Source organism: Streptomyces sp. NPDC030296 (genome assembly GCF_055572815.1).
Genome location: NZ_JBVICQ010000023.1, coordinates 26,922 through 40,920, shown reverse-complemented (window position 1 = coordinate 40,920; position 13,999 = coordinate 26,922). Strand labels below are relative to the sequence as shown.

Here is a 13,999-nt window from a genome sequence, read left to right as displayed (position 1 = left end):
GGGCGGGAACGGCGAAGGGGGCGCCCGCCGCGGTGTGCGGTGGGCGCCCCCTTCGCCGGGGCACGTCACTTGTCGAGGTACGCCCAGAACTCGTCGAACGACAGGAGCTTGTCGCCGTTGAGGTCGCGGCTGTTGATGATGGCCTCGGCCACCTCCTCGGTGACGTTCCAGTCGCCCCCCTGGGCCAGGGCGGTCTTGAACTCGGCGGAGGTGATGAAACCGTCACCGTTCGTGTCGATCCGCTGGAACTGCTTGCGTGCTTCCTCGATGTCCGCCACCGGTCCGCCCCTTCGTCGTGCTCTTCATGCGATACAGCCATCGTTGGCGGGCCAAGATTAACCGGCACGCCGAGCACGCGGTGCGGCACCCACCGGGCGGTGCGGTCGTCGATCGTGCCCGGGAGCCCGGGCCCCGCGGTGGAGGGAGAGTCGAGGAGTGGTGATGGAGACGTTGCGGGACATTCTCGACGCGGCGGCGGGCGGTGTCTTCCCGCCTCCGGACGGCCGTACGACGGTCGTGCCGCAGCCGTCGTACCGGGACGCCGGGGTCTTCGCGTTCACCGCGCACACCGTCATAGCCACGGACGAGGACCCGGCGTGGGTGCGCGAGACGCTGGCGGCCCTCGACTGCGACGCGCTCGCCGCGACCATGAACGCGCGGTTCCTGACCGCTCTGCTGGACCGCACGGGGCGCCGCAACGACACGATCGACGTGATGACGGTGGGCGCGCCCCTGCCGAGTGTGCCGGAGCTGCCGCTGGAGGAGATCGCCGATCCCGGTCATCCGAGGGTGGTGAGTTCCCGCAGGCGACGCGACGACGTGCGGGTCTGGAGCACGGAGGGCGGCCTGCTGGTCCTCGGACGCGGGGTCGCGGGGCGGCTGGAGGTCGCGGTCGAGGTGGCCGAGGGGGGACGGCACCAGGGGCTCGGCCGGGCCCTGGCGCGGGCGGCGCGGCAGCTGAGCGGGGGCGAGCCGGTGTGGGCCCAGGTGTCGGCGGGGAACGCCCGCAGTCTGCGGGCGTTCCAGGCGGCCGGTTATCTGCCGGTGGGTTCGGAGGCCCTGCTGAGCGCCCGCTAGCCGACACCGGACGAGCATCCGGGCGGGCGACCTGGCGGGTACCCGGGTGGGCACCCGGCCGGGCGACCCGGCGGGGTCAGTGCCGGCGGCGTCGATGGAGTAGTTCCAGCCGGACTTGTACCAGGTCTGTACAGGTCGTGGTCGTACGTGGTCGAGACCTACGGGGAGGGCTGGTTGACGAGGACGTACTGCTCGATGTCGTACTGGCCGTCGAGGACGTCCCTGGGGTGGAAGCCCTGCTCGAAGACGACGGCCGGGCCGCGGCTGTCGCTGCGGTGGAGGGTGCCGCAAGTGGTGCGCCAGACCGGCTCGGGCGTGATGCGGTCGCCGTCCACGCGGCGGCGGCCCGGCGCCGCGGACGAGTGGTGATCACGGTCAGCACCCTCTCGACCGGGGGCGGCGGGCCGGGGACCGCCACCCGTTCGGCGGCGTGTCGGGCCGCCAGGTTGTCACGCCTCACCGGAAGACGCCCGTGTGGCCGAGGGAGTAGCGGCCGGGCTGGGGGTACACGGCGAGGCCGTGCGGGCCGCTGCCGACGGGGATGCGGGCGAGCTGCTTCCCGGTGCGGGTGTCGATGGCGTACACCTCGGAGTCGTAGCGGCCGGAGAGCCACAGGACCTTGCCGTCGGCGGAGACGCCACCCATGTCGGGGCTGCCGCCCTCGGGGAGGTGCCACTTCTTGGTGAGTTCGTTCCTGGCGAAGTCGAAGACGGAGACCGTGCCCTCGCCGCGGTTGGAGACGTACATCTCGCGGGAGTCGCGGCCGACGTACAGGCCGTGGGTGCCCTTGCCGGTGGGCAGCAGCTTCGGCTCGTCGAACGTGTCGCCGTCCAGGACCCACATGCCGTCGGCCATCATGTCGGCGATGTAGAACCGCTTGCCGTCCGGTGCGATCTTCACGTCCTGCGGCATGGCGCCCTCGAAGGGCAGTTTCCGCTGGCCGACCACCTTCATCTTCTCGGTGTCGACCTTCAGCAGTTCGCCGCTGAACTCGCAGGACACGATGAAGTACCGGCCGTCGAGCGAGAAGTCGGCGTGGTTGACGCCGTAGCAGCTGACCGGTTCGGTCTTGACCCGCTTCATGGTGTGCGGGTCGCGGAAGACGAGTTCACGGTCGAGGGAGGCCATGACGACGGCGTACTTGCCGTTGGGGGTGAAGTACAGGTTGTACGGGTCGTGCACCTCGACGGGTTCGCCCGCCTTGCCCGTCCTCGGGTCGATGGGCGTGAGGGTGTGGCCCCGGTTGTTGTTGACCCACAGGGTCTTCAGGTCCCAGGACGGAACGACGTGCTGGGGCTGGCGGCCCACCGGGATCGTCTCGATGATCTCGTACGTCTTCGGGTCGATGACGGAGACGGTGTCGGACTCGCTGTTGGGGACGTACACCCGCGACGGGAAGTCCTTGACGACCGGGGAGAGCCGGCCCGGGCGGTCGGCGGCGTAGACGTCCTTGGGGTCGAGCAACGGCGGCATGCCGCGCAGGCCCTGCGCCTGCGGCCGCTGTCTCTTCTTCCGCTCGGCGGCTTCGGCGGCGGCCCGGTCGGCACGGTCGGCCCGGATCCGCTGTTCCTGCTCGTCGGTGCCGGTCGCGCTGCCGCACGCGGCCACGGCGGCGAGAACGGCCGCCGCGAGGAGGGCGCGCTGGACGAGGTGGCGCTGCATGAGGGAGGTGCGGGGCGTGGTCACGCGCACCTTTATAGGGAGGTCGGGCAGGTTTTCCGGCGATTGGCCCGTTCGGCGGAGATCCGCGTCGCGAGACGGAGAGGGGCGGCGGGCGGGTGTCCCGGCCCGGCCTCCGGTGGCTGTCCTGGCGGGGGCGGTTCCGGCGGGGGGCTAGCGGTCCGCGACGCGCATCTCGAACCAGGTGGTCTTGCCGCGCGGCAGCAGATCCACGCCCCAACGGTCCGACAGTTTGTCGACGAGGAAGAGTCCGCGTCCGCTGATGTCCATCTCCTGCACCGGCATCAGACAGGGCAGACCCCGTGAGGGGTCGCGGACCTCGACGCGGATCCAGCCGCGCCGCCGCCTCATCCGTAACCCGAAGACCCTGGCCCCGGTGTGCCGTACGGCGTTGCCGACCAGTTCGGAGACGAGCAGGACGGCGTCCTCGGTCATCTTGGGCGAGAGGCGCCATTCGCGCAGGACGACGACCTGGGCGAGCCGACGGGCGGTGGCCGCGGACTCAGGGCGGGACGGCAGCGGAACCTCCGCCTCCGTGGGGTTGCCGAACAACTCCAGTGCCTTCAGCGCCCGTTCGTCCTCGATCGCAGGCGACCAACGCGCCGCGGTCGCACTCCCGTGCCGCCGCGGCTGTTCGATACCCTCCAGCCCCGCCATGCCCCCATCATGGCCGCCCGGAGCGCCCTTCGTGGCCGTTCCGGAGGAATACAACCCCCGGAACCAACCATTCCGGGGGTTTCGGATGTCATATGCCAAAGGCATCGCATACTCGTCGACACCCCTCCTGAGCTGCGCGGACCATCTGAACTTCGGTCAGCGGACGGAGCCTTGGCCGGAACTTTCTTAAGACTGTCTTAAGGCTCCGATAAACCGCTCCATCGGGGGACGCGGGTAAGACATCGCGTCAACTGCAAGGGGATCAGCGGAAGTCGTGGACCGGAATCCGGCCGTCAGACGAACTTCGCCTTGCCCGGCCCCTCCTCCACGAAGCTGCGCATCCCGCGCTCCCGGTCCTCGGTGGCGAACAGACCGGCGAACCAGTTGCGCTCGATCGCGAGCCCCGTCTCCAGGTCGGTCTCCAGGCCCGCGTCGATCGACTCCTTTGCCGCGCGCAGCGCGATCGCCGGACCCTGGGCGAGCTTCGCGGCCCACTCGTGCGCGGCCGTGTACACCTCGTCGGCCGGGACGACCCGGTCCACGAGGCCGAGTGCGAGGGCCTCGTCGGCCTTTACCATGCGGCCGGTGAAGATGAGGTCCTTGGCCCTGGAGGGGCCGATGAGCCGGGACAGCCGCTGGGTGCCGCCCGCGCCCGGGATCACCCCGAGCAGGATCTCCGGCTGGCCGAGCTTCGCGTTCTCCCCGGCGATGCGGTAGTCCGCGCACAGCGCCAGCTCACAACCGCCGCCCAGGGCGTAGCCGGTGACGGCCGCGACGACCGGCTTGGGGATGCGGGCCACCGCGCTGAAGGAGTCCTGCAGGGCGCGGGAGCGGACGACCATCGCCGCGTGGTCCATCGCCTGCATCTCCTTGATGTCCGCGCCCGCCGCGAACACCTTCTCCCCGCCGTAGAGGATGACGGCGCGTACGTCGTCCCGCCCCGCCGCCTCCTCGGCGAGCTCCTTGAGGCGGTCCTGGACGGCGATGTCCAGGGCGTTCATCGGGGGGCGGTCGAGGCGGATGGTTCCCACGCCTTCGGCGACTTCGAGATGCACAGTCATGCAGGCAGGTTAACGGGGACTAACGACAGCGGCTCCGGTGTGCTGCGTCACAGCACACCGGAGCCGCACGTCCGACCGGAAGGGCTATGCCCGTCCGACCGGAAGGACTACGCCTTCCACTTGTCCCAGGACATGTTCCAGCCGTTGTAGCCGTTGTCCGGGTCGACGACACGGTCGTTGGAGTTCTTCACGATGACGACGTCACCGACCATCGAGTGGTCGAAGAACCAAGCACCCGGGGCCTTGCGGTCGTAGCCGCCGCGGGTGTCGCGCAGACCGATGCAGCCGTGGCTGGCGTTGTAGTTGCCGAAGGCGCCCCCGCCCCAGTAGTTGCCGTGGATGAAGGTGCCGGTGTTCGTCAGGCGCATGGCGTCCGGCACGTCCTTGATGTCGTACTCGCCGCCGTAGCCGACGGTCTCGCCGTTCATCCGGGTGACGCGCAGGCGCTCGCTGATGACCATCTGGCCGTTCCAGGTCTCCATGCCGGGCTTGCCGGTGGTGACGGGGATGGTCTTGATGAGCTTGCCGTCCCGCTTGACCTTCATCGTGAGCTTCTTGACGTCCACGACGGAGACCTGGCTGCGGCCGATGGTGAAGGAGACCTTCTTGTTCTGCTCGCCGTAGACGCCCTCGCGCCCCTCGACACCGTCGAGGTTGAGGTCGACGGTGACCTTGGTGCCGGCCGCCCAGTACTTCTCCGGGCGGAAGTCGAGGCGGTCGTTGCCGAACCAGTGGCCTGCCACCTCCACGGGCGGCTCGGTCTTGATGGTGATGGCCTTCTCGACGTCCTCGGGGGCCGTGATGCCGCGGGTGAAGCGGATCGAGAACGGCATGCCGACGCCGACCTTCGAGCCGTCCTCCGGGGTGAAGATGCCCACGAAGGTGTTCTTCGGGGTCAGCGTGGTGAAGGACGACTCCTCGGCCGCCTCACGCCCCTCGGAGTCCTTCGCGACGGCGTGCACCTTGTACTCGGTGGCCGAGTTGAGGTGGATGGACGGCGTCCAGGTGGCGCCGCCGTCCGTGATCTCGCCGGCGATCTTCTTGCCCTTGCCGTCCTCGACGGTGACCTCGGACAGCTTGCCCTTGGTGGCGGTGACCTTGAGGGCACCGCTGGTGGCCACGTCCTTGGCCTTGTTCTTCGGAGCGATGGAGACCACCGCTTGTGACGGCTCGGTGGCCGCCTTGCCGGAAGCGCTCTTGTCCGAGCCCTTTGCCTTGTCGCCGTCGGAGCCGGAGTCGGACCCCCCGCCTCCGCCCCCGCACGCGGTGACGGCGAGCATCAGCAGGCCCAGCAGAAGTGCCAGGACCCCCTTGCTCCTCCGCCTCCGCGCGCCAACCGACGCCCCCGATATCGGTCGCCCGTTCAACTCTCTTGTCTCCCCTCGCACGGCCTTGAGCAGGCCCGCACCCCTCCGCGCAGCACGCGCGTCCGCACGTACATTAACCAGATGATCGGATGGGATTAGCCCCGGCGAATGTCACCGTTCAGTCCCAACTTGAACGATCCGAGCCCCGGTCCCCCGTCCGGCCCCACACCCGGACGCCCGCCGCGCGCGTACGGCTATGTCGGTTACCTCACCGCGGCACCCGCTTTCCATGCCTTCCACCCCATGTTCCACCCGCCGAGTCCGTTGTCGGGAGCGACCGTTTTGTCGTGGCTGTTGACGACCTCCACGACGTCCCCGACGAGGCTGCGGTCGAAGAACCAGCCCGCGGGGGTGCTGGAGCTGCCGCCCTTCACATCGCGCAGGCCGACGCAGCCGTGGCTGACGTTGGCCCGGCCGAAGGCGTCCGGGGCCCAGTAGTTGCCGTGCAGGAAGGTGCCGGAGGTGGTCAGGCGCATGGCGTGCGGGACGTCGGGGATGTCGTACTCGCCCTTGCCGTCCGCCTTCTTGAAGCCGACGGTGGCGCCGTTCATCCGGGTCACCTCCAGCATCTCGGTGACGACCATCTTCCCGTTGTACGTCGTCGTGCCGGGCGCCCCGGCCGTGACGGGCAGGGTGGCGAGCACACCGTCGCCGCGCTGGACGCGCATGGTGTGCAGGGCCGCGTCGACGACGCTGACCTGGTGGCGGCCGATGGTGAACGAGAACGTTTGGTACTGCCCGCCGTAGACGCCGGGCGCCCCCTCGACGTCGCGCAGCCGCAGGGCGACGGTGACCTTCGTGCCGGGCTTCCAGTACGTCTCGGGGCGGAAGTCGAGGCGGCCCCCGCCGAACCAGTGCGGGCGGATCTCGACGGCGGGCTCCGCGGTGACGCGGACGGCTCGTTCGACGGCCGCGCGGTTCAAGATCTCCCGGTTGAACTCCAGGGAGACGATCATCCCGGTGCCGACCGTGGAGCGGTTCTCCGGGGCGACGTACGCGATGAAGCGCTTGTCGGGGACGTAGGTGCGGAAGGTGACGTGCCGGGCGGAGCGGCGGCCGTGGGCGTCCAGCGCCACCGCGTCGACGGTGTACTTCGCGGCCAGCGCGAGCTTCCGTGAGCCGGTGGGGCGCCAGGTCAGCCCGTCGGCGGACACCCGGCCCGGAACGGGTGACTCCTGGGCGTCCTGCGACTTCACCACCTTGACGGACTCCAGGCGCCCGCTGGGCACCCGTACTTCGAAGCGCTGCTCCGGGCGCACGCCCTTGCTGCCGTCCTCGGGGGTGACCCGGATCGTGTCGGCCGGAGCTTTCTCACTGGTCGGCGGGGGTGTGGGGGTGCATCCGGCGACCGCGGCCAGCAGGCCGGCCGCGACCAGTACGGCGGCCGGCGCGGCACCGGGGCGGCGCGCGTGCGTCTGTGCGTGGTTCACGTGCGGCCCAACGACGGCGCACGCCCCCGGGAAACGTGAGTGCGAGGCGTGCTCTGGGCAGAACCATGGGAGACAACTCGACGGGGAGCAGGGACCTGCCCGTCAGGACGAGGGGGGTGTTGTGCGGGGCTGTCACAACACCCCCTGGGGGCGGCGGGTCCCGGGGCTGGGACTCCCGGCCCCGTTTTCGCGTCGGCCCACCGAGTCGCGGGAGGCCGTGGTGTCGAGCGCAGCCGATCAGGAGGCAGTGGAGGAGACGCGCGGAGTGCCGGCCGCGCGTCGGGCCGCCGTGCTCAACGGCAGGCACAGCGGGGCGGGGCCGCCGCCCGTGTGGCCCGGTGCCCCGACACCGCTCGGGGCGCGCTTCCGGGTGGGGCCGGACGGGGTGGCCGGGACGAACTTCGCGCTGTGGGCGGGCGGGGCGGAGGCCGTCGAGCTGTGCCTCTTCTCCCCGGAGGGCGAGGAGACACGGCTGGAGCTGACCGAACTGACGCACGAGATCTGGCACGGCTTCGTGCCCGGTGTGCTGCCGGGCCGGAGGTACGGCTACCGGGTGCACGGCCGCTGGGACCCGTGGACCGGCGCCCGCTGGAACCCGGCGAAGCTGCTCCTCGACCCGTACGCCCGGGCCGTGGACGGCGAGTTCAGCCTGCCGCCCGAGGTGTACGGGCACGTCAGGGACTGGCCCGAGCAGCATGTCGCGGACACCGTGCGCGACGAGCGGGACTCGGCGCCGTTCGTGCCGAAGGGCGTCGTCGTGCACGACGACAGCCCCGACGACGAATGGATGGACGACCGGCGCCCCAAGACCCCCTGGGCGGACTCGGTCATCTACGAGCTGCACGTGAAGGGCTTCACCAAGCTCCACCCCGGCATCCCGGAGGAGCTGCGCGGCACCTACGCGGGGCTCGCGCACCCGGCGGCGATCGAGCACCTGGTGAAGCTGGGCGTGACGGCGGTGGAGCTGCTGCCGGTGCACCAGTTCGCCCACGAGGACCATCTGCTGCGGCGGGGCATGCGGAACTACTGGGGCTACAACTCGATCGGCTACTTCGCGCCGCACGCGGCGTACGCGGCGTCCGGGACCGCGGGGCAGCAGGTCGGGGAGTTCAAGCGGATGGTGCGGGCGCTGCACGCCGCCGGCATCGAGGTCGTCCTCGACGTGGTCTACAACCACACGGCGGAGGCGGACCAGCGCGGCCCAAGCCTGTCGTTGCGGGGCATCGACAACCGCGGCTACTACCGCCTCCAGGGCGATGCCCGGCACTACGCGGACTACACGGGCTGCGGGAACACGCTGCACGTGGTCCAGCCGCACGTGCTGCGGCTGATCACCGACTCGCTGCGGTACTGGGTGACGGAGATGGGAGTGGACGGCTTCCGCTTCGACCTGGCGGCGGCGCTGGCCCGCTCGATGCACGACGTCGACATGCTCTCCCCGTTCCTCGCGGTGATCGCCCAGGACCCCGTGCTGCGGCGGGTGAAGCTGATCGCGGAGCCGTGGGACGTGGGGTCGGGCGGCTACCAGGTGGGCGCCTTCCCACCCCTGTGGACGGAGTGGAACGACCGCTACCGGGGCGCCGTGCGGGACTTCTGGCGGGGGGCGCTGCCCGATGTGCGGGACCTCGGCTACCGGCTGTCGGGGTCGAGCGACCTGTACGCGTGGGGCGGGCGGCGTCCGTACGCGTCGGTCAACTTCATCACCGCGCACGACGGTTTCACGCTGCGGGACCTCGTGTCGTACGAGCGCAAGCACAACGAGGCGAACGGGGAGGGCAACAGGGACGGATCGGACGACAACCGGTCCTGGAACTGCGGCACCGAGGGCGAGACGGACGACGAGCGGGTGCGGGCGCTGCGGCGCCGGCAGCTGCGGAACCTGCTGACGACGCTGCTGCTGTCCACGGGGGTGCCGATGCTGGTCGCCGGGGACGAGCTGGGGCGGACCCAGGGGGGCAACAACAACGCCTACTGCCAGGACAACGAGATCAGCTGGCTCGACTGGGGGCTGCTGGAGGATCCCGGCTGGAAGGCGCTGTTCGAGCTGACGGCGCGGCTGATCGCCCTGCGCCACGAGCACCCGGTGCTGCGCCGGCGGGCCTTCTTCTCGGGCCGGGCGCACTCGGCGGACGGACTGCGCGACCTGGCGTGGTTCACGGCGCACGGCAGCGAGATGACCGAGGGGGACTGGTACGCGCCGGCCGCGACCCTCGGCATGTACCTCTCGGGCCGTGACATCCCGGGGCGGGACGCGCGCGGCGCCCCCGTCCTGGACGACAGCTTCCTCGCGGTCCTGCACGCGGGCGACCGGCCCGTGGAGTTCGCACTGCCGGGGACGCCGTGGGCCGAACGGTACGAGGTCGTCGTCGACACGTCGCGGGAGGAGCAGACGGAGGCGCCCGGGGTGGTGCATCGGGCGGGGGCAGTCGTCGACGTGCCGGCGCGGACGGTGCTGCTGCTGCGGGTGGTGGCGTAGGCATCCGCAGGTCCCTCGGCGGGGGGACGCCAGTCGGCCGGGGCCGGAAGCCGGCATACAGCTCCAGTGCCTCCCGGACGGTGAGTCCGGGCTGGAGTTCGCCCTGCTGGAGCTGGGCGCCGAGGACCCGGGCGACCCGTTCGTGGTCGGCGACCGGGTCGGGTCCGGCGACGCGGACCCGGCCCGCGTCGGGGACGCGCAGGCCCTCGACGCATTCGACGGTGGTGGTCCCGGCGGGAGCCGGGCGGGCGCATCGGCCGTCCCGCTCGAAACGCCGTCAGCCGATCGGTTGATGTCCGGACACGACCCCCGCGCGGCACCGGTCGTAGGACCGATGGCCGAGCGCGGTCCGGCCAAAACTCGGTGGGCGATGTCAGTGGCGATCCGTAGGCTCGCTGCTGATGGCCACGACACGTGCAACCGCCGAGGAACCCGACCAGACCCAGGACCCCGAGCAGCCCCAGGGACCCGAGCCGCGGACCGCCCGGCGGGCCGAGGGGCGTTCCGCCGTACGCAGCCTGCTGCGGCTGTGGCCGTACGTCCGGCCCGTGCGGGCGCGGCTGTCCGTGGCCGCGGCCGTCGCGATAGTCGCGTCCTGCGTGGGCCTGGTCATCCCGCTCGTCCTGAAGTGGATGGTGGACGGGCCGGTCGCGGACCACGACCCGGCGGGCGTGTGGCTCGGCGCGCTGTACCTGCTGCTGCTCGGGCTCGCCGAGGCGCTGCTGTTCGGGCTGCGGCGCTGGCTCGTGGCGCGGCCGCTGGCGGGGGTCGAGGCGTCGATGCGGGCCGACCTCTACGGGCATCTCCAGCGCCTGCCGGTCGCCTTCCACGACCGGTGGGCCTCCGGGCAGCTGCTGTCGCGCGCCACGACGGATCTGTCGCTGCTGCGGATGTTCCTCGCCTTCCCGCTGACGTTCCTGCTGGTCAACGGGGTGACGATCCTCGTCGGTGTGATCATCATGCTGATGCAGGACTGGACGCTCGGTCTGGTCATCCTCGGGCCCGCGGTACCCGTGATCGTCACCTGTGTCGCCTTCGAGCGGAAGTACGCGGCGGTCGCGCGACTCGCCCAGGACCAGGTGGGCGATCTGACCACGGTCGTCGAGGAGAGCGTCCTCGGCATCCGGATCATCAAGGGCTTCGGGCGGCACCGCAGCCAGGCACGGGCGTTCCGTGAGCTGTCCCGGACCCTGCGGGGCACGGAGCTGCGCAAGGCGCGGCTGCTCTCCGCGATCTGGGGCGTCATCATCACCCTGCCCGAACTCGCCATCGGCGCGGCGCTCGTCGTGGGCGTCGTGCAGGTGGCGGACGGCGCGCTCTCCGCGGGGACGCTGGTGGCGTTCCTGTCGACGGCGCTCGCGCTGCGGTGGCCGGTGGACTCCATCGGCTTCCTGCTGGCGATGAGCCAGGAGGCGGCCACCGCGACCGAGCGGTACTTCGAGGTGCTGGACGCCGCGCCGGAGGACGCCGAGCCGGAGGGCGCCGAAGACACCGGGGCCGACCGGCGGTCCGCGGCGGAGGCGGTGCGGGGCGGCGCGGAGGCGGTGCTGGGCGGCGCGGAGGCGGTGCGGGGCGGCCTGGAGTTCCACGGCGTGCGGTTCCGCTATCCCGACGCGCCCGCCGACACGCCCCCCGTCCTCGACCGGATCGACCTCCACATCCGGCCCGGCGAGTCCATGGCGCTCGTCGGCGCCACCGGCTCGGGCAAGACGACGCTCACCGCGCTCGTGCCCCGGCTGCACGAGGTGACCGACGGCCGGATCACCCTGGACGGCGAGGACATCGCCGGGATGCCGAGGGAGGAGCTGCGGGCGAAGGTCGCCGTGGCCTTCGAGGAGCCGACGCTGTTCTCCGCGACCGTCGGCGAGAACGTCCTGATGGGCGCCGGGCCGGACGCCGGGCAGCCCGAGCTGGACCGGGCCCTCGCCATCGCGCAGGCCGACTTCGCGCACAGCCTGCCCGACGGCACCGCCACGCAGGTGGGCGAGCAGGGCCTCAGCCTCTCCGGCGGGCAGCGGCAGCGGCTGGCGCTGGCGCGGGCGGTGGTCGGGCGGCCCCGCTTCCTGGTGCTGGACGACCCGCTGTCGGCACTGGACGTGCACACGGAGGCCGCCGTGGAGGCGGCGCTGCGCCGGGTGCTCGCGGAGACGACGGCCCTCATCGTGGCGCACCGCCCGTCGACGGTGCTGCTGGCCGACCGGGTGGCCCTGCTGTCCGGCGGCCGTGTCGCCGCCGTGGGCACCCACCACGAGCTGCTGCGGACGAACGCCGAGTACGCCCATCTGATGTCGGGCACCGAGGAGACCGAGGGGGACGCGCGATGACGGCGCCCACGACCACCGCGCCGAACAGGGAACCGGACGGCGACGAACGCCCCGTCGAGCAGGGGGTGACCGACCCCTTCGACCACGACGACCTGCCCACCCCGCCGGGCGCCACCCTCGCGCTGCTGCGGTCCCTGCTCGCGCCGATGAAGGCGCGGGTCGCGCTCACGAGCGTGCTGCTCCTGCTCCAGCAGGCGGCGGTGCAGGCGGGCCCGCTGCTCGTGGCGTACGCCATCGACCGTGCCGTCCCGGCGTTCCGGGACGGCCGGCACGGGCCGCTGATCACCGTGGGCGTCGCGTACCTGGTGTGCGCGCTCGCGGCCGGCTTGCTGCAGTTCGCGTTCATCGGGGCGTCCGCGCGGGTCAACCAGGACGTGCTGCTGGATCTGCGCGGCCGGATCTTCCGGCACGCGCAGGCACTGAGCATCGACTTCCACGAGCGGTACACCTCGGGTCGGCTGATCTCGCGCTCCACCACGGACGTCGAGTCCCTGCGGGAGCTGCTCGACGAGGGCCTGCAGGAACTCATCACCGTGATCCTCGCCTTCGTCTACATCTCGGCGATGCTGCTCTGGCTGGACCTCGGTCTCGGCGCGGCGGCGCTGGCGTCGTTCGTGCCGCTGTACGCCCTCGTACGGCTGTACCAGCGGCGGGCGGCCGGGGTGTACGCGGCCCGGTCCACCGCGATCGCCGCCGTGATCGTGAAGTTCGCGGAGACGATGAACGGCATCCGCCCGGTGCGCGCGTTCCGCCGCGAGAAGGCGAACGACGCCGAGTTCCGGCGCCTGAACAGCCACCACGAACGCACCAACGGCGACGCCATCCTGGAGATGGCCCGTTACGTCGTCGGCTCCCGCGTGGTCGCCAACGTCACGGTCGCGGCGATCGTGCTGTGGGGCGCGTACCGGGTGGCGTCAGAGTCCCTCGCGCTGGGTGTGCTGGCGGCGGCGGTGCTGTACCTGCGGCGGCTGTACGACCCCATCGACCGGCTCGGCATGTTCCTCAACTCCTACCAGTCGGCGGCCGCCTCGCTGGAGAAGATCGCGGGGCTGCTGGCCCAGCGGCCGTCGGTGCCCGAGCCGAGGGAGGCGAGGGAGCTGCCGCCCGCGGTCTCCGAGATGCCGGGCCGCGAGGTCGTCTTCGACGGCGTACGGTTCGCGTACCGCACCGGCGGCGAGGTCCTGCCCCGCTTCGACCTCACCCTCGCCGCGGGCAGCACGGTCGCCGTGGTCGGCTCCACCGGCGCGGGCAAGTCGACGCTCGCCAAGCTGCTGGCCCGCTTCTACGACCCCTCGTCCGGGCGGATCCTCCTCGACGGGGTCGACCTGCGCGACCTCGCGACGCCCGAGCTACGGCGCGGGGTGGTGATGGTCACCCAGGAGGCGTTCCTGTTCTCCGGCACGGTCGCCGAGAACATCGCCATCGGCCGCCCCGACGCCACCCGCGAGGAGATCGAACGCGCCGCCAAGGCCATCGGCGCCCACGATTTCATCAGCGCGCTCCCCGACGGCTACGACACCGACGTACGCAAACGGGGCGGGCGCATCTCCGCCGGGCAGCGCCAGCTCGTGGCGTTCGCCCGCGCGCTGCTCGCCGACCCGGCCGTCCTCATCCTCGACGAGGCCACCAGCTCCCTCGACATCCCCGGTGAACGGGCCGTGCAGCGCGCCATGTCCACGGTCCTCCAGGGCCGTACGGCCGTGGTGATCGCCCACCGGCTGTCGACGGTGGAGATCGCCGACCGCGTGCTGGTCATGGAACACGGCCGGATCGTCGAGGACGGCACCCCCGCGGAACTCATCGCGGGCGAGGGCCGCTTCGCCGACCTGCATCAGGCGTGGCGGGACAGCCTGGCGTAGCGGACTCCCGACGCGCGACGGCCGGCCGCGCACGGGGCAAGTCGAGTCCGGACCGCGCCGCGTCCGGA

Annotated in this window: 10 protein-coding genes and 2 pseudogenes; 4 read left to right on the top strand and 8 right to left on the bottom strand. The window is 71.6% G+C overall.

Annotated features, from left to right (window positions below):
- Window positions 1-65: 65 nt before the first annotated feature.
- Window positions 66-278 (bottom strand): EF-hand domain-containing protein, encoded by a 213-nt coding sequence (locus tag ACZ4Z3_RS39050; RefSeq protein WP_468505500.1) that lies wholly within the window; start codon window positions 276-278, stop codon window positions 66-68.
- Window positions 279-441: 163 nt separating this feature from the next.
- Between ACZ4Z3_RS39050 and ACZ4Z3_RS39045 the strand changes: the two genes are divergently transcribed.
- Window positions 442-1,077 (top strand): GNAT family N-acetyltransferase, encoded by a 636-nt coding sequence (locus ACZ4Z3_RS39045; RefSeq protein WP_468505499.1) that lies wholly within the window; start codon window positions 442-444, stop codon window positions 1,075-1,077.
- A gap of 81 nt (window positions 1,078-1,158) precedes the next feature.
- Here ACZ4Z3_RS39045 and ACZ4Z3_RS39040 read toward each other — a convergent pair.
- The 6 genes and pseudogenes from ACZ4Z3_RS39040 to ACZ4Z3_RS39015 form a co-directional block, all read right to left on the bottom strand.
- A pseudogene (locus ACZ4Z3_RS39040) lies at window positions 1,159-1,415 on the bottom strand (scabin-related ADP-ribosyltransferase); the annotation flags it as partial.
- Between the two features lie 118 nt (window positions 1,416-1,533).
- A complete protein-coding gene (locus ACZ4Z3_RS39035) occupies window positions 1,534-2,763 on the bottom strand; it encodes a YVTN family beta-propeller repeat protein (RefSeq protein ID WP_468505498.1) in 1,230 nt (409 codons plus the stop codon).
- 147 nt (window positions 2,764-2,910) lie between these two features.
- On the bottom strand, window positions 2,911-3,414 hold the full coding sequence (locus tag ACZ4Z3_RS39030) for an ATP-binding protein (RefSeq protein ID WP_055518023.1): 504 nt from the start codon (window positions 3,412-3,414) through the stop codon (window positions 2,911-2,913).
- Between the two features lie 293 nt (window positions 3,415-3,707).
- Entirely contained in the window at window positions 3,708-4,475 is a 768-nt protein-coding gene (locus ACZ4Z3_RS39025) for an enoyl-CoA hydratase/isomerase family protein (protein ID WP_107464672.1), read from the bottom strand.
- Between the two features lie 107 nt (window positions 4,476-4,582).
- Window positions 4,583-5,842, bottom strand: coding sequence for a L,D-transpeptidase (locus tag ACZ4Z3_RS39020; protein WP_468505497.1), 1,260 nt, complete (start codon window positions 5,840-5,842; stop codon window positions 4,583-4,585).
- 203 nt (window positions 5,843-6,045) lie between these two features.
- A complete protein-coding gene (locus tag ACZ4Z3_RS39015) occupies window positions 6,046-7,272 on the bottom strand; it encodes a L,D-transpeptidase (protein ID WP_468505496.1) in 1,227 nt (408 codons plus the stop codon).
- A gap of 220 nt (window positions 7,273-7,492) precedes the next feature.
- Here ACZ4Z3_RS39015 and glgX point away from each other — a divergent pair, with 220 nt between their 5' ends.
- A complete protein-coding gene (gene glgX / locus ACZ4Z3_RS39010) occupies window positions 7,493-9,748 on the top strand; it encodes a glycogen debranching protein GlgX (protein ID WP_468505495.1) in 2,256 nt (751 codons plus the stop codon).
- A gap of 19 nt (window positions 9,749-9,767) precedes the next feature.
- On the opposite strand, the pseudogene ACZ4Z3_RS39005 reads toward glgX, so the two are convergent.
- Window positions 9,768-9,992: pseudogene (locus tag ACZ4Z3_RS39005) on the bottom strand (ABC transporter ATP-binding protein); the annotation flags it as partial.
- A 157-nt stretch (window positions 9,993-10,149) separates the two neighbouring features.
- Between ACZ4Z3_RS39005 and ACZ4Z3_RS39000 the strand changes: the two are divergent.
- Both ACZ4Z3_RS39000 and ACZ4Z3_RS38995 read left to right on the top strand, forming a co-directional pair.
- Window positions 10,150-12,072 carry an ABC transporter ATP-binding protein gene (locus tag ACZ4Z3_RS39000; protein WP_468505494.1) on the top strand — a complete coding sequence of 641 codons (1,923 nt, stop codon included), beginning with the start codon at window positions 10,150-10,152 and terminating at the stop codon, window positions 12,070-12,072.
- Window positions 12,069-13,931 (top strand): ABC transporter ATP-binding protein, encoded by a 1,863-nt coding sequence (locus ACZ4Z3_RS38995; protein WP_468505493.1) that lies wholly within the window; start codon window positions 12,069-12,071, stop codon window positions 13,929-13,931. The genes ACZ4Z3_RS39000 and ACZ4Z3_RS38995 overlap by 4 nt, the downstream gene beginning before the upstream one ends.
- The last annotated feature ends 68 nt before the right edge of the window (window positions 13,932-13,999 follow it).

Bases quoted from the DNA above. Each gene is read 5' to 3' on its own strand.
- ACZ4Z3_RS39045 (WP_468505499.1), top strand. From the start codon at position 442: ATGGAGACGTTGCGGGACATTCTCGACGCGGCGGCGGGCGGTGTCTTC.
- ACZ4Z3_RS39030 (WP_055518023.1), bottom strand. From the start codon at position 3,414: ATGGCGGGGCTGGAGGGTATCGAACAGCCGCGGCGGCACGGGAGTGCG.
- ACZ4Z3_RS39025 (WP_107464672.1), bottom strand. From the start codon at position 4,475: ATGACTGTGCATCTCGAAGTCGCCGAAGGCGTGGGAACCATCCGCCTC.
- ACZ4Z3_RS39000 (WP_468505494.1), top strand. From the start codon at position 10,150: ATGGCCACGACACGTGCAACCGCCGAGGAACCCGACCAGACCCAGGAC.
- ACZ4Z3_RS38995 (WP_468505493.1), top strand. From the start codon at position 12,069: ATGACGGCGCCCACGACCACCGCGCCGAACAGGGAACCGGACGGCGAC.